The 17,000-nt window shown below is 31.9% G+C and carries 13 protein-coding genes and 1 pseudogene; 11 read left to right on the forward strand and 3 right to left on the reverse strand.

Features of this window, described 5'->3' with window-relative positions:
• The first annotated feature begins 557 nt into the window (after nt 1-557).
• The 7 genes from BO222_RS08315 to BO222_RS08345 are packed head-to-tail and all read left to right on the forward strand — an operon-like array spanning nt 558 to nt 8,069.
• Nucleotides 558-1,907 (forward strand): exopolysaccharide biosynthesis polyprenyl glycosylphosphotransferase, encoded by a 1,350-nt coding sequence (locus BO222_RS08315; RefSeq protein ID WP_075820091.1) that lies wholly within the window; start codon nt 558-560, stop codon nt 1,905-1,907.
• A gap of 15 nt (nt 1,908-1,922) precedes the next feature.
• Nucleotides 1,923-2,678 (forward strand): glycosyltransferase family 2 protein, encoded by a 756-nt coding sequence (locus BO222_RS08320; protein WP_075820093.1) that lies wholly within the window; start codon nt 1,923-1,925, stop codon nt 2,676-2,678.
• 7 nt (nt 2,679-2,685) lie between these two features.
• On the forward strand, nt 2,686-3,762 hold the full coding sequence (locus BO222_RS08325) for a glycosyltransferase (protein ID WP_075820095.1): 1,077 nt from the start codon (nt 2,686-2,688) through the stop codon (nt 3,760-3,762).
• On the forward strand, nt 3,753-4,685 hold the full coding sequence (locus BO222_RS08330) for a glycosyltransferase (protein WP_075820097.1): 933 nt from the start codon (nt 3,753-3,755) through the stop codon (nt 4,683-4,685). The genes BO222_RS08325 and BO222_RS08330 overlap by 10 nt, the downstream gene beginning before the upstream one ends.
• The gene (locus tag BO222_RS13325) at nt 4,685-5,809 is read left to right on the forward strand and encodes a glycosyltransferase (RefSeq protein ID WP_083647751.1); all 1,125 of its coding nucleotides are present in this window, start codon (nt 4,685-4,687) and stop codon (nt 5,807-5,809) included. Before BO222_RS08330 ends, BO222_RS13325 begins: the two co-directional genes overlap by 1 nt.
• 57 nt (nt 5,810-5,866) lie before the next feature.
• A complete protein-coding gene (wecB, locus tag BO222_RS08340; protein WP_075820099.1) occupies nt 5,867-7,000 on the forward strand; it encodes a non-hydrolyzing UDP-N-acetylglucosamine 2-epimerase in 1,134 nt (377 codons plus the stop codon).
• Between the two features lie 4 nt (nt 7,001-7,004).
• Complete coding sequence (locus tag BO222_RS08345) at nt 7,005-8,069, forward strand: glycosyltransferase WbsX family protein (RefSeq protein ID WP_233131234.1); 1,065 nt, start codon at nt 7,005-7,007, stop codon at nt 8,067-8,069.
• A gap of 1,101 nt (nt 8,070-9,170) precedes the next feature.
• On the opposite strand, the gene BO222_RS14415 is transcribed toward BO222_RS08345, so the two are convergent.
• Nucleotides 9,171-9,497: a transposase gene (locus BO222_RS14415; protein ID WP_143356988.1), complete on the reverse strand. Its 327-nt coding sequence runs from the start codon at nt 9,495-9,497 to the stop codon at nt 9,171-9,173.
• Between the two features lie 340 nt (nt 9,498-9,837).
• Nucleotides 9,838-10,383 carry a hypothetical protein gene (locus BO222_RS08360; RefSeq protein WP_158024583.1) on the reverse strand — a complete coding sequence of 182 codons (546 nt, stop codon included), beginning with the start codon at nt 10,381-10,383 and terminating at the stop codon, nt 9,838-9,840.
• A gap of 1,088 nt (nt 10,384-11,471) precedes the next feature.
• Between BO222_RS08360 and BO222_RS08365 the strand changes: the two genes are divergently transcribed.
• The 4 genes from BO222_RS08365 to BO222_RS08380 all read left to right on the forward strand — a co-directional run bounded on the left by BO222_RS08365 (nt 11,472) and on the right by BO222_RS08380 (nt 16,614).
• Nucleotides 11,472-12,143 (forward strand): transposase, encoded by a 672-nt coding sequence (locus tag BO222_RS08365; RefSeq protein ID WP_158024584.1) that lies wholly within the window; start codon nt 11,472-11,474, stop codon nt 12,141-12,143.
• Between the two features lie 590 nt (nt 12,144-12,733).
• Entirely contained in the window at nt 12,734-13,882 is a 1,149-nt protein-coding gene (locus tag BO222_RS08370; protein ID WP_075820107.1) for a glycosyltransferase family 4 protein, read from the forward strand.
• Nucleotides 13,869-15,410: a lipopolysaccharide biosynthesis protein gene (locus BO222_RS08375; RefSeq protein ID WP_075820109.1), complete on the forward strand. Its 1,542-nt coding sequence runs from the start codon at nt 13,869-13,871 to the stop codon at nt 15,408-15,410. The genes BO222_RS08370 and BO222_RS08375 overlap by 14 nt, the downstream gene beginning before the upstream one ends.
• 1 nt (nt 15,411) lies before the next feature.
• Nucleotides 15,412-16,614 (forward strand): hypothetical protein, encoded by a 1,203-nt coding sequence (locus BO222_RS08380; protein WP_075820111.1) that lies wholly within the window; start codon nt 15,412-15,414, stop codon nt 16,612-16,614.
• A gap of 93 nt (nt 16,615-16,707) precedes the next feature.
• On the opposite strand, the pseudogene BO222_RS13770 reads toward BO222_RS08380, so the two are convergent.
• Nucleotides 16,708-17,000 (reverse strand): annotated as a pseudogene (locus BO222_RS13770) (hypothetical protein); the annotation flags it as partial.

A 17,000-nucleotide genomic window follows, 5' to 3' on the forward strand; every position in this document is an offset into this window, starting at 1 on the left:
TTATCGTATTCGTGAGGCTTGAAGCCGAAAAATGGCTGATTCCAGATAAAAATTTCTGGTAGATTCTGAACACCACGATGAAGTGCGGAGCAATTCGCGCTTCTATCTGCTTAACTTAATGACATTGATTAATTTTCACTTTTTAAAAGAATGTTTTTGGTATATTATTTTACCGATTGTAATTTGATACTCAAATCAAATGCACTTTCATCTTTAGATATGTAAGGATAAGGATTCTGATGATTGAGTCGTTGGTCAAAGGATTTTTTATCTTAAAGGAAATAGAAAAGAGAGAGATTATGAATTGGCTACTAGCATCTAACTCATTCAATGGAAATATCTTCTATAGTTTATTAATATTTCTAAATAATACAAAAAATAAAAGTAATGAAAAGTTGTATATTTAATAATAAATAAAAATATTCGGTAAAAATAGAATTAGAGAGAAATAATGAAAATCGGAAGTCACTTTATAACGAAGAAATAGTAGAAAAAATAAAGTTACATAAAAGCTCCTAATATAAACTGAGTTCTGATTTTATGAGAGAACACTATTTATGAGAGAAAAAGCAAACGGAATACTTATTATTAGAGCGGTTAAATTTCTGAATGTCTTACTAGTCACGCTACCCTTTACATATGCTTGGATTTTCTATTATTCAAGAGTCAGAGCAAATGAGCCGCTTTTAATTGAAACGATACTTATAACGGTTTTGTTTAGCATTATTTACATAATTTATGGTCGAATATATGATTCTTTTCAGATTTCTTTGGTTAAGATTCAAGAACTGATTTATTCGCAGATGCTTGCAGAATTAATTACAGATTCAATAATGTTTATAGTTCTATGGCTAGTTTTACGATCACTTCCCGACGTGGTAGCTTTACTAATTGTTTTTTTTATACAGATTCTAATCTCGATTTTATGGTCAGTATCAGCTAATAAGTGGTATTTTAAGCATTATTCTCCTAAAGAATCAATCATTATATATGATTCAAGAGACGGACTCGCAACTCTTATCAGAGAATATGGAGAAGATAAGAAATTCAAAATAAAGAAATCTTACCATGTTGATCAGATTTTGAGTTGTCTGGACCAATTACAATATTCGGAAGTAGTTTTTTTAAGTGGAGTTCATTCGCACGAAAGAAACTTGATTTTGAAATATTGCGTAACTCAAAGCATTACAACATATATTATTCCTCGAGTGGGTGATGTCATTATGTCAGGTTCTCATCGTATGCACATGCTACATCTTCCAATCTTGCAGGTTGGACGTTATTCTCCAACCCCTGAATATTTATTTATAAAAAGATTTTTTGATATTGTAGTAAGTTTTGTTTGCCTTGTTGTACTTAGCCCAATATTTCTTTTGACTGCACTTGCTGTAAAGTCTGATGGCGGTCCGGCTTTTTATAAACAAGGAAGATTAACTAAAGATGGAAAGAAATTCAATGTTTTAAAATTCAGGAGTATGCGTGTAGATGCGGAGAAAGATGGCATTGCAAGATTGTCATCCGGAGAAACTGATCCTCGGATCACAAAGGTGGGGAAATTCATTCGGATGGTACGCCTTGACGAAATTCCTCAATTACTCAATATTCTTAAAGGAGAAATGAGTATCGTTGGTCCAAGACCTGAGCGTCCATCCATTGCAGAACAGTATGAAAAGGAAATTCCTGAATTTGGTTTACGATTGCAAGCTAAGGCAGGTCTAACTGGTTATGCACAAGTTTATGGGAAATATAATACAACTCCATATGATAAGCTTCTGATGGACTTAATGTATATTTCTAAGCCAAGCCTTATTGAGGATTTACGGATTTGTTTTGCAACGGTAAAGATTTTGTTTATGAAAGATAGTACTGAAGGGGTCGAAGACGGGAAAATAACCGCTAAAAAGTAAAGGAAAATGAAGATTATGCAAATAGATTTAGTATCAATAATAACACCTGCATATAATGCTGAAAAATTCATAGGATATACAATTGAGTCAGTTATAAATCAAACATATCCATATTGGGAAATGCTAATTGTAGATGATGGATCGACAGATAAAACTGAAGATATTGTAAAAAAATATTCGAATAAGGATCAAAGGATAAAATATTATAAGCAAAATAATTCAGGTTCAGCTTCTGCAAGAAACAACGGAATTCGAAAAAGCAAAGGACGTTATATTGCATTATTAGATGCCGACGATGTTTGGCGACCGGATTTTTTGAAAAAGCAAATACAATTGTTAAAAGACAAGAACACAGTTTGTGCTTTTTCCTCTTATGGTCGGATTGATGAAACTTCTTCTCAAATCGGAAAGCCAACTATGGCAAAAGAAAAAATAACTTCTAGAGATATGAAAGTAATGAATTATATTGGTTGTTTAACAGGACTATATGATTCTAACAAATATGGAAAAATATTTCTTGATGAATCGCTTAATAGTATTCGTGATGACTACTACTATTGGTTTACTATCGTATCTTTGGACAATGTTGCTTATGGAAATAAAGAAATTCTTGCAGACTATCGAGTTTTAAAAAATAGCACCACTGGAAATAAAATAAAATTAATTAGAAAACAATATGATTTCTATAGAAACCATCTTGATGAAAATTTTATCGAGGCTTTCGTGAACGTGATTCGATGGGGAGTTACTGGAATTTATAAATTTCGATGAGGTAAATATGAATAAAAAAGTATTAGAGGTTTCTACAGGTAAATTAATGTATGATGGTATGACAAAAGTTGAAATTTCTTTGTTGGATAATGCTCCAGATGATAAAAATGTTGATTTTCTTTTAGGGAAAGGTGCTTTGTCTGAAATGAAATTAGAGTTAGACAAGCGAAACGTTAATTATTACGAGGGCCCGGATAGAGAATATAATGTATTAAGATATCTGTTTTTTTTATATAAACTGTTGAGAGCTAATAATTATGACATAATTCATATACATGGTAATAGTGCTACTATGGCTCTTGATTTATTAATTGCAAAACTATGCAATGTAAAAGTTCGGATTGCCCACTCCCATAATACTGTCACAAAACATCCAATTCTGCATAGAATTTTACAACCTATTCTATCCGACTTAACTACAATCCCTGTTGCATGTGGAAAAGATGCTGGAGAATTTCTATTCGGTAGCAAACGAATGATTGTTACGATACCAAATAGTATTGATGTTAACTTATTTAAATTTAATCCAATAGTAAGAAAAAAAATCCGAAAAGAGTTAAATGTAGATAATAAAATAGTCCTTGGACATATAGGTCGTTATTCATATCAAAAAAATCATAATTTGCTGATTGATGTTTATTATGAGTATTATAAGTCACATCCAAACTCAGTTCTCATATTAATAGGGGATGGGGAATTACGGGAATCAATCGAAAATAAAATAAATCTGCTCGGTTTGAAGGATAATGTTATCATTTTAGGTAACTTGAGTAATGTACAGGACATTTTAAATGCAATGGATATATTTTTGTTAACCTCAAGATACGAAGGCTTAAGTGTGACTGCTATTGAAGCACAAGCTTCAGGGCTTCCTTGTCTTTTAAGTGATAGAATCTCGAAAGAAACAAAAATAAGTGATAATTGTTTCTTTGTGAAATCAAGTTCCGAGATTCAAAATTGGATTGAAGAGTTGGATAAAATCAATTTATACAAAGTCGATAGATTAAAAGGTTACGAGGCTGTTAAAGCTTCAGGCTATGATCTTTCAAATCTGAGACGGATGGTAAATATAATATGGAATTAATTGAAAAACAAATAATTACTACGTCAGTTGTAGTTGGAACATATAATGGAGAAAAGTATATTTTGGAGCAATTAAATTCTATCCTAAATCAATCAGTTCTCCCAAATGAAATTATAATCTCAGACGATGGATCTACGGATAGGACTATAGAGCTTATTGATTGTTTTATCAAAGATAATAAATTAAATAATTGTTTATTTTTGAAAAATAAGAATCAAGGAATAACTACTAATTTCCAAAGTGCGTTAGATAAAGTAACTGGTGATATCGTTTTTTTATGTGACCAAGATGATATTTGGAACAGCACGAAAATTGAGGTTATTCTTAATGAATTTAGAGCAAATCCTAATTTAAGCTGTATTATTTCGTCTATAAATTATATAAATGCTGAGGGTAATCGCCTTAGAATTCATACAGCATTGTCATGTTCGAAATCTCATTTTATAGATTTTTCTGAGTTATTAGTTGTTTGCTCTTATTTAGGAATGTCTGCAGCTTTTAAAAAAGATGTGTATAAAGAACGGAATCTGAATCTTTGGAATAAAACTACTCATGATTGGTCATTGTTTATAGAAGCTTTTTTTAAAGGTGACATCTTTTTTTTAGGAAAAACTCTTCAATCGTATAGAATTCATAGCTCAAATGCTTCTCAGCTTCCAAACTCTTCTCTTTATATTAAAAGAGTGTCATTAATTAAAAGACAGATCGATATTCTACAAAACACAATACAGCATCCAAAATTAAATTATAAGCAAAGAGAAGTTATCAAAAAATATATTGAATATTTAAATTTCCGGAAACAAATGATAGATGAGAGCAAAGTATTTAATTTGGCTTGTAATATTAAAACGACCAAGAAATATGGATATTCTTTAAAAAGTTATATAGCAGATATATTAGCCGCTTTACCAAGGAGAGGATAATGAAAATTTTACTTATACATTTAGATAATAAATTCAACTTATGTCCTCCGGCTATTAATGTTCTTGAAAATTTATTAGAGCATGGGCATCAGGTTAATTTAATTGGTTATAACTTAAGTGAGCTTAACTCCGAAATCAAGAGTAATAATAAGTTAGTATGCTTTGATTTAGGAAAGAGAGTTGACCCAAATAACGAAATTGTTAAATATTATCATAGATTTAAAACACGAACCATTGTACGAAGTTATGTTAAAGAAATCATACGAGAACACGATATAGTATGGACTACATCTGAAATTACGGTTCGAGAGTTAGGTCCAGTTTTAAATCTATCTAATCGTCATATAATGCAACTTATGGAATTAAGTGAGTTTGTTCCGAAATTCGGAGGATACAAACTATTTAAATTTAATATTAAAAAATATGCGCAGTCTGCTTATAAAGTTGTTGTACCTGAGGTTAATAGAGCTTATATAACAAAAACATGGTGGGAGCTAAGTACATTACCATCAATACTTCCTAACAAACCATACAGGATTAAAAATTCAGGCGAATTATCAAAAGATGCATCTAGAATTTTGGAAAAAGTTAAAAATGAGAAGAGAAAAATTATTTTATACCAGGGTGGATTTACCGCAGACAGAAAATTTGATCTTTTTGCTGAGGCAATTAGACAATTGAATAATGAGTATTGTCTTTATTTAATGGGGCCCGATAATCAATATAGAGAATCAATTTGTGAAAAATATCCTGAAATCGAGTATTTGGGATCATTGATTCCGCCTGAACACTTAGAAGTGGCTGCTTTTTCACATATAGGAATTTTGACATATATTCCAGTGAACGATGGATTTCACTCATCTTTAAATGCACAATATTGTGCTCCAAATAAAACATTTGAATATGCATTAAAACAACTTCCAATGATTGGTACAGATGTAATGGGTTTACAAGAAATATTTAAAGAATTTAATATAGGTGTTTGTTTAAAAAATGAATCTTCTGAAGCTGTAATCGAAGCAATCGCATGTATAGAAAATAACTATGATAACATGAAAAAACAATGTATAGAATATTATGAAAGTGTAGATTTGGGTAAGTTATTAAACAAAATTATTGAATAATTGAAAAAGATCTTAATTTTAAACATGCATTTTTAGGGGAATGGAGAATTTATTTTTATGATTGAAAAAAAGCAGTCAAAAATTAGAGTTTTAGTTGTTTTTGGGACGAGACCCGAAGCTATCAAAATGGCTCCAATTGTTAATGAACTAAAAACAAGAAAATCAATAGAAACTGTTGTTTGTATAAGTGGTCAACATCGAGAAATGTTAAACCAGGTGCTAGATACCTTCGAAATAACTCCTGATTATAATTTAGATATTATGAAAGATCAACAAACTCTATTTGATATCACAACGGCGATATTGAGTAAAGTTCAGATTGTATTGAATAATGTGAAACCTGATTTAGTATTAGTACATGGAGATACTACTACAACATTTGCGACGGCATTAGCAAGCTTTTATTTAAATATACCAATAGGTCATGTCGAAGCAGGTTTAAGAACTAATGATGTTTATTCGCCTTTTCCAGAAGAATTCAATAGAAGATCGGTTTCTTTAATATCTACACTAGATTTTGCACCAACAGAAACTGCAAGAGAAAATTTAATATCCGAAGGTAAAAACGAAAATAATATTTGGGTTACTGGAAATACAGCAATTGACGCGTTGAAATCAACAATTGATCCAAATTATACTGATGAGAATTTAGAGTGGGTTGATAATAGAAGATTAATAATTGTTACGGCACATAGAAGAGAAAATCTTGGAGTACCTATGGTTAATATGTTTAAAGCAATAAAACGAGTTCTCGATGAAAATGAAGATGTTTGTGCCATTTATCCAATTCATCTAAATCCACAAATTAGGAAATTGGCTTATTCAATTTTTAGACATGAAGATCGCATCAAACTTATTGATCCTTTAGATGTTGTGGAATTCCATAATTATATGAACAAATCATACCTTATCCTAACTGATTCAGGTGGAATACAAGAAGAAGCTCCTTCATTAGGAAAACCAGTTTTAGTAATGAGAGAAACAACTGAACGTCCAGAAGGAATAAAGGCTGGAACTTTGAAGTTAGTTGGAATAGAAGAAGAAAGTATATACAAAGAATTTTCAAAATTACTAACTGATCATGATACATATAAAAAAATGACAAAATTAAAGAATCCATATGGAGATGGAACAGCATCGAAAAAGATTGCTGATATTATCGAGTTAAATTTTCGCAATAAGAATAATTAGGAGAATGATGAAAATATATTCGCTTTATTTACCGCAATTTCATGAAACCGAAGAAAATAATAAGTGGTGGGGTAAAGGATTTACAGAGTGGACAAATGTTAAGAAAGCCAAGCCTTTATTTCCAGGGCATCAACAGCCAAAGGTTCCTCTTAATAATAATTACTACGATTTATTAAATAAAGAAAGTGTAGTCTGGCAAACAAAATTAATGAATAAATATGGTATAGATGGTTTTATATATTACCATTATTATTTCAAAGGTAAATTATTGTTAGAAAAACCGGCTGAAAATCTATTGAAATGGACAGATATTCAGCAGCCCTTCTTTTTTTGTTGGGCGAATCATTCATGGAATAGATCTTGGGAAGGAAAAAGGACAATTTTGATGGATATGGATTATGGTAATAAAGATGACTGGAAAAAACATTTTGATTATCTTTTACCATTTTTTAAAGACGAACGATACCAAAAAGTGGATAATAGGCCATTGTTTATGATTTATGATTCAAATGGGCCTTTAATTTCTGAAATAACAAAATATTTTGATTCATTGTGCAAAAAAGAAGGTTTTGACGGAATTAAAGTGATCAATGAATTATTTGAATATCCGAGTTCCGAAATAAATAGTTTAAATTATAACTATATTAGTCAACCTAGTGCAAGCAGAATTTCGATTACAAACAATAAGAATTTTTTTGAAAAGCTTAAAAATAAAATCATACGTAAAATTACCCAAAAAGGTTATTTTAAAAAAGTAGAATTGCTCGAAGGAGATTATCTATATTCGGATATGCTCGAGCATTCTCAAATTTTCAAAAACAAAAATAACATACCTGGTATTTTTTTTGAATGGGATAATACTCCTCGTCATGGGTATCGTGGATCGATAATTAAATCTGTGTCAAAGAGTTGTTTCTTAAACTATATGGATAGTATTGCTGACTCTGAATTTGTAATCGTAAATGCATGGAATGAATGGGCTGAAGGTATGATATTAGAGCCCACTGAAGAAAAAAGTTACCAGTATCTGGAGTGGATTAGAGATTGGAAAGACAGAAACAATAACTAAGAGATTCATTGTTCCAGAATAATTTACTGGATTTTTCACATACCAAATTTTGATGGTTTGTAGACGAATTCGAAATAAAATTGAACTTACGTAATTATTCTCTATTTTAATTGACGAAGAGAATATTGGCCATTCGTTAAAATATGCTTAAATTTGATCCGTTTTGAAGTAAATTCTCTGTTTATCCAGGGATGAATCAAAAAAAATTAGATAGTAGAAATAATGTCATTTATTAAAATATCACTTAGATTCGGTTAAGTCGAAGTCCAGTAGATCTTCTTGGACTTCTTCAGACATTTCATAAACCGTCCCTACACCGAAAAGAGGACATAATTCTCAGGCCCAACTGTCTGACATGATTAATCATTCGTGAAGCTGTTTTTTTCAGTAAGTGTTATAGAATGTAGTTTTTTTCATACTTTTACCACTAAATTATAAAATACGTAACTAAACGAAGTGGATCGGATCGTAAGATATAACTTTGGTCAGAAATTAAAATCTTTCGCTACTTAGAATTATTCGCTACTAAGAATTGATGAGACATTGTATTTATCCGAAATCTTAGAAGGGTCAAGATTTGTAATGCCATTTGGCTAGCTGGGATAAACTAATCTTTTTGTCCTAAGGGAGTTCATGAATTACTTCTACGAGAAATTATAAGACTCTATTGGCTCTCTTATTAAGTTAGGTTAGAACGATAATTGCTTATAAGCGCGTTTGTGTCGGTTATTTTATTGGTTCTCCTGTATAGAAGGCGCACTGAAAAGAGGCGTTTAAGCACCTGTTGATAAAATAATCCGATAGAGATTACATGAATTTACCTCTGTCTATGATGATTCGTTGCTTTCTTCTTTAGGACAGACCTGGGAAAACTGCGTCCTGGTTCAACAGGCACTCTGTGCTTTACAACGATTTCTAGATATCTTTCAGCCATTAGGTCGGAATTAAAAAGAAAATCTTTGTACGTCTTGAATACAAAGGTTCGATTGATCTTATAAACATGCTTCTGCTTCTTAGGTTCAAGCCCTGAGCAGCTCTTTTCTAGCCCTGACGGTCGTAATGTTCTTTCAGCAGATTGTCAGCGATCAGAATAAGCATGGTTCAAAAATTATGAAGCGTCATTCCGGCGTAAACTTCCTGCTTAACCAGATCCATTTTTCTGGCATAAATCAATTGAATCTCGACTCCGTATTTGAGGTTTTCATAACCGCGTTCAATGAACCAACGCGATTTGTATAGAGAAGTAATCCTTTTCAGAGGATATTCATCCTCTGAAAGATTCGTAATAAGCTCTTCATAGGTACCGTCATCGACACCGATTCTAAGCAGTCTGGCTGTAAATTCAAATTCACCATTCTCATCTCCGTAAGTCTCAAAGTCGAATGTCTTCGGATTGACGACATGAAAGGTGCCGACGATCTTCTTCAGGTTTCATCTTTTCCATTCTGCGTTTTAAAGTTGCTCCTGAAGTCGAAGTCAGAGTCCTATTGATGGTAATATCGTATTCTTCCTGATTTTCTGGCTTATTCGACCCAAGAAGTTTAAAGAAGTCATTATGCTTCATCCGAATCAGAAAGAAGTTTCTGTTACTGGAAATCAAGGTTACGAGTTCAAAGCTGTGATAGCCTCGGTCCATGATAAAGCAGGTTTTTGAACATTGCTAAACTCTGCTGATCAGTTGCTTGGCAGCAGCGATTTCATTTCGGTTACGAACTCGTTGAAGATTGAAATCAGTAAAGGTTCCAAGAAGAACATCATAGACGCTATTTCAATAAATGGTAGCCCGGTCACCTTCTTTGGATTTGGTATCTACGAGATCATCGTTTGATTTTTTGAAAGTCTCCAAAGGGATATTGTATCCGTCAATAGCTAAGAAGCGAAAACCAAACTCATCTCGACTGGCATCCAAGAGAGAAGGCATCAGACGTTCTATGAATCGTTCATGGACATCTTTGAAAAACTCAGAGCTGAGTTTGGATCTAACTTCTGAAAAGGTTGAGTTGGCTGGTAAAGCCTCTGGAATATAACCAATATGCTCCTTAAGCTCAATACTTATAGAAGAACTGTTCATGGCGTAAATGAGCGAAGCGACTTCTTGAAGATTCAGCTTGGATCCATCTCGGATGAAATGATTTTCAGCATGGTACAGGATGTGATTTGATAAGGTTTCATTACATGAGTCGACACAGAATTCTCGAAGTAAACCAGTAGTCAGATCTTGTAGGTTAGTGCGATGATTGATGCTTTTGACGCTCCTTGAGCAGATCGATGAATATATCATAAACCCTCCAATCTTAGGTGTGTTATAAAACAATCTAATCACCCCATTTTATGGATGAGAGGACTTGTCAAGTGCCAAAATATGCGAATTAAACAAACGTATAAGATTTTATATTGAAAGAATGAAGATGTAATTTGAATGGAACGATTTATTACTTTAATGGTTACGATCTACCTACAAACGAAAAAAAGAGAATCATTCTCGTGGGGTGATTCTCTCATCTAAGATTTTCTTAATTGAATGGCATTACAAGATCCGAGATCATTGCGAGGAGATGCAGAATCAGTAGTGCTGTTGTTTTTTTGTCTTCTTCCTCAGAGAGCCAGAGTTTATTTCATACTCTGCACATTTTCTTGGACCAGATTAGCTTATATCCGATTTCTCCGTAAAAAAGATCGGTTTTGAATAGGTTCATTGTCCACTTTCCCCTTTTTGGATTGATAGTCCTAAATAATATGATACTCTGGGCGGCCGGTTCCTTTATTTTGAATGGTATAGTTAACCTGCTTTTACAAGTTTCGAAGAGTTTCATTAACTCCTAATTGTTTAAAATGGTATCCCCGCGAAAATCAATATCTCAAGGCTGCCGATTCATCTGCTGAATCCAAGCGGAGCCCTCCTGGTTTCCATAAGAGTCCGTTTTGGTTGAGTCAGCATCCAGAATGATATCCTCGCAGTTCTGATTCGCAAAATCACAGCCTTGATCCATAAACAGTCTCCAGGCTTTTATTCATGATATCTTCATTGATATGATTGTAGAATCTTGAAATAATTTTAATTATTGTCCTGTGTTTTTGATTGAAGATCATTGTAGGAAATGGCTTCATAAACATTAAGGAGCTGATTGTTTCGAATATAGCCAAGGGTTAGGAGAGCCCCAGAGTCAGAAGAAATGTGACCACCATTAAAAGAGATTTTGTAAAAGTGATTTTGCATTCGTTGATCAAATTGACCATACTGTTAGAGGTGTTTGTCATTGTTATGTTCCTTTTATACTTGGATTTCCTACTCAATATCGTAAAGGAATGGTGAACAGATGGCACTCACCTTTTAGGTGAAAACAGTATGGTCCAGAACACTTGTATTTTCAGGTCTGTTGGACTTTTTTAATTTCAAGCGAATTGTTCACGTATAGAGGTTTCTTCAAAAGCTATATTGGTTGGATAAAAAACGATCAAGAAAATATTGATAACATCCTGGTCGATTCCACTGGACTTCCAAACAGTATTCACTTTCCTTTAACAGCGGTAAGCAATCACAATGGGAAGATTTCAAATGAAATTCGTCTCATTTATGTCACTCAGGAAGAAACAGGTATTCCAATTTATCTTCGATATGTTTGTGGATCGATTCCAGATGTACTCACGATTCCAGCCACAATCAAAGAGTTAAAAGAAATGTCTGTTCCAATCAAAGAAGTGCTTCTTGATGCTGGATATTACAGCGAAAAAAATGTCATTCGCCTTTATACAGAAAACGTAAAATTCGTCTGCCGGGTCAAAGAGAATCTTCGACTTTTCAAGGAGCTGGTTTCTATTCACCGTAAGGAAATAGAAAATCAGGACAATCTGGTCAAGTTTGGAAAAAGATTGGTTTTTATCAAAGCTCGGGCAGTGAATCTTGCCCCGAATTGTCCTGGTTATGCTTATATCTGTTTGGATTTAGCTCGTAGAGCATCTGAATCCATGAATATGCTCAATCATCTGGATCCAGATTCAGGAACCTCAGATGAATTGTTTGAAAAGCTTGCATCTGAAGGAACTATGGATAAATTGCCATATAGATGTTTATGAAGATGTACTTTACACAAGCGAGATTCTTTAAAGCGGGTCTATAAATCAAGAGCAATTTATTTTGTTTGATGTAAATAAACGATAAATTTGTTTAAAGTATATAGACTATTTTTATCAGAAAACATTTTTGTTAAGCGCATCTTATAAAATATTCATTGTATGAGTAAAATTCTTGAAAAACATTTACAAATTTAAAATACTTCTTTTATATAATGCACACAACATTAGTTTCGGTCAAATAGTATTTAGGATTTTAATCAAATTAGTATTATATTATGTATAGTATAGAAAATGTGTTGCAAACATTAAATAATATAATCTATTTTTATTATGTGAATATTGCTTTTATTAGCTATAGCGGGTCTATAATAGAAGTAAAAAACGCTATTTTAAATATAACTTTATTCAAGATGAACTTTACAAAAGTGAGATTCTTAAAAATATGTATATAAACCAAGAACAATTTATCTTATTTGAAGTAAATATACGATAAATTTGTTCAAAGTATATAGATTGTTTTTATCAGAAAATATTTTTGTTAAGCGCATCTATTCAAATTGGTATATGGAAATGAATTAAAGAGGTAGACTGTGAAAGTATTGTTTTTATTACATACAACAAAACTTGACGGTAGTAGCATATCGTTTATAAATTTAGCTAAGGGACTTAGCCAGGCAGGAAATCAAATTTACTTTGCCTATCCTGATGAAGTAATTGACCAGTCATTTTTGGCTCGGGTACGCCCATATGTTTATGGTTATTATCCAGTTTCTTACAATTTGTTTTGGAAAAAAAATGATAATAAATATGTGAAAGCTTTTATTAAATATTCATTAAAACAAATCAAGGATTTTTATTTTCTACTTGAATTGAAAAAGATTGTTGAACAAATTAAACCTGACTTAATACATTCTAATTCAGGAGTAATACATATTGGATATTATTTAAGCCAAATCACCCACATTCCACATGTTTGGCATATTAGAGAATATGTTGTGAAAGATTTTGGATGGAAAATAGAACCTTCATATTCTTCATTTGTAAAAAAATTGGACAAAAGTAATGTGATTACAATAAGCGATGATCTTCTGATTTACTTTAAACAAAAAAATAATTCTAAGGCAAAACGTATCTATAACGGTTGTTTGAGTAAAAAAGAAGCAAAAATTAATAACCAGAAAAGAAACTTCTTTTTGATTTGTAGTAGAGTTTCTAAAGAAAAAGGTCACGAGGAGGTTATAAGAGCTTTTTCAGAATTTATTATCTCTAGTCCAGGATACCGTTTATTAATAGCGGGAGCTGGAGAAGAAAATTATATTAACTACTTAAAAGACTTAGCAAAATCTTTAGGTTGTTATCACGCCATTGATTTTCTTGGGTTTATAGCCGATGTTAAACCATTGATGTTAAATGCAAAAGCATTGATTGTGGGTTCTATATTTGAGGGTTTTGGTAGAATGACTGCAGAAGCCTATATGTGTGGGTGCCCAGTCATTGGAAGAAATACAGGCGGAACTAAAGAAATACTGGAGAAAACCGGCGGCTTGGTATTTAGTAATTACGATCAATTAGTTCAAACAATGAGATTTATTGTTGAAATGAGTGATATTGAATATGAAGAAATGATTCAAAACGGATATAAAGTTGCTGTGGAAAAATTTTCAATAGAAACGAATACTGCGAATGTGATTAGTTATTATAAAAGGATATTGGATAATAGTAAAAATGAAAATCAATAAGGAGAATTCAAGAACAAGAAATGCAATAAGAAATGTTTTAAGTGGGATATTAAATAAATCAATCCTCTTACTATTTCCGTTTTTAATACGATCTATTCTTATTAAAACATTAGGGGCTGAATATTTAGGATTGAGTAGTCTGTTCACTTCTATACTTCAGGTTTTAAATTTAGCAGAGTTAGGCTTTGGAAGTGCAATTATTTTTAGTCTATATAAGCCAATATCAGTAGGTGATAAAGTTACAATTTCTGCCTTGTTAAACTTATATAAAAAAATTTATAGGATAATAGGAATACTAGTGTTCTTTACTGGACTTATAATTCTTCCATTTTTGAAGTATTTGATAAATGGTGGTTATCCGCAAGATATAAACATATATATATTATATATCTTATACCTTACTAATTCTTCGGTGTCGTACTTTCTATTCGCATACAAGAGTTCGTTACTCATTGCTCATCAAAGAACTGATATTACAAGCAATGTGATGTCAATTATTAGTGTTCTACAATATTTAGTACAAATTATTGTATTGTATATCTTTAAAAATTATTATCTGTTTGTTATTGTGATGATAATTTTTACTATATTAAATAATATAACATCATCGATCATTGTTGATTATAAGTATCCAGATTATAAATGTTATGGCGACGTTCCGCCTGAAATAAAAGAACAAATTAAAACTAAGGTAACCGGGTTGATGATTGACAAAGTTTGCCAAACGTCTCGTAACTCACTAGATAGTATATTTATTTCTTATTTTCTAGGACTAAATCTAGTGGCTGTTTACAATAACTACTATACGATTTTTAATGCGGTTGTTGGCTTAATGGCAATATTTAGTTCTTCGATACTTCCGGGTATTGGGAATAGTATAGTTGAAGAATCAGTTAAAAAAAATTACCTAGATATGAATAAATTTAATTTTATATATATGTGGATTTCTGGGATAGCTACTGTTATGCTCTTATGCCTTTATCAGCCATTCATGAAATTGTGGATGGGAGAAAAAATGTTATTAAAGTTCTCTTCTGTTATATTAATATCCTTATATTTTTATATATTAAAAATGGGTGATATACGAGGCACTTATTCTGATGCTATTGGATTATGGTGGGAAAATAGGTATAGAGCGATTGGTGAAACACTAACTAATATCGTTTTGAATTATTTATTAGGTAAAATGTTTGGCATAAATGGGATTATTCTTGCTACTCTCATATCGCTATTCACCATTAACTTTATGTATGGGTCCTCAATTTTATTTAAAAAATATTTTGGGTCAAAAAGGTTTTTAAAATATTTATCATCTCAATTGAGATATTTTTTAGCAACAAGTATTGCTGCTTTCCTTTCATTTAGCATTTGCGAATTGGTTCCTCTAAATGGTTTATATGAAATTGTAGTAAGATTTATAGTTAGCTTTTTTATAACAAATGTTGTTTATATCTTGCTTTATAATAAAACTAAAAACTATCTAAACGCACAATCGTTCATTTTAAAGCTTTTAGGAAGGGATATATAAAATGAAAATCAGTAAATCAAAAATACCACTATATTTGTATGCTATTTGTTTGTTTCTTTGGGTATTGTTATATAGTCTTAAAATCGAACTTGGTAACGATTACGCGATAGTAAATGATGTTTATTTAACTGTCTGGCAAATTATAAAAATTGTTTTAATATTAAAAATAATAGTAGAAGCGCGTTATATCGAAATAAAAGTGTTACTAATGATCATAGTGGTTTTATTACTCTCGTATATTAGTTACAATGCGACAGGTTATGATTTCCTTTTTATACCATTTCTATTTCTAGCTGGTTCTAATAATATTAGAGTAGATGATGCTGTAAAAATTTATTATAATGCAGAACTGGTATTCTTATTCATTATGTTAGTTCTTTATTTTCTAGGGATGACTACTGATGCTGTATTTTTACGTGAGTCTGGTCGAATAAGAACTTCATTGGGTTTTCGAAATCCAAACCAACTTAGTATTTGCTTATTTCAGTTAAGTTGTGCTTATCTATTTCTCAATCGGTTTCACATTTCTTCAAGAAAAATGGCATTTCCTGTTTTTTCAGATTTATTTATTATATTGGTTCCAAACAGTTATACTACCGGAATACTATTGCTGTTGGTTATATTTTCTACTATGTTTTTAAATTGGAGAAAAGTTAGTCACATAACTATAAAGTCAAAATTTAATACCTATTCTATATTTAGAGTGCTGATAATTATAGGTGTCGTTTCAATTTTCGCTATTGCTTATATAGTGATCTTTAAGACTAGTACAGCTGAAAACTTTTTTGGAGATATGCATCAAAGAGTAGAACTGGTACAACGTTATTTTAATTATTACAAACCAAAACTGTGGGGACAAGAGTTAATTACCCATTATTCTGTAAACTATGATTGGAGAACTGGACTATGGACTCTCGACAATGCGTATGCCTTTTTGATACTAGGTTTAGGAGTTGTGATGACTATCTTATATCTATCTGGTTTAATTATATTGATAATAAATTTATTTAAAAATAATAAGTATATTGAGCTTATTATTTTGGCAGCTTATTTAGCCTCAGGATTATTCGAAACATTCTTAATAAGATTTATTTATAATTTTACTTTTCTTTTTTTGATTCCGTTAATTTGGAAATCTAAACTAAATGGTAAGTTCTTTATATTTGACGGGTTGCCCGAAATGAAATTGCCTATATACCATTAAAGGCGAAGAATCTTATGGATTCTGAAACTTTCCTCTCAGGAAAGCTGCAGGACGCAAAAAACTTCGCCTTTTTTACATTGAAATATTATTGATTCAGACTGACAGTCCGCAGAGTTCTCTGATTTCATCATTCCAGGGAAGAACCCTCTCGATGACATCAGACGGAATGACTGGCTCACACCATTCCCGGAACCTGTTCATCACCAGTTCGAGATACTTGAGGACATTCAGTCCGCAGCGCCTGACTGTCTTGGTTATAGAAGACAGCACTGTCAGCGCTCTGGCCCCGTCTTCACTGTACGCAAACAGCCAGTTATGACGGCCTCTTGCGATAGAGACAAACGCTTCTTCCGAACTGTTGTTATGGGCCGCAACCAGCGGATCAT

It is taken from the genome of Ileibacterium valens (genome assembly GCF_001945525.1).
Lineage (GTDB): Bacteria > Bacillota_I > Bacilli_A > Erysipelotrichales > Erysipelotrichaceae > Ileibacterium > Ileibacterium valens.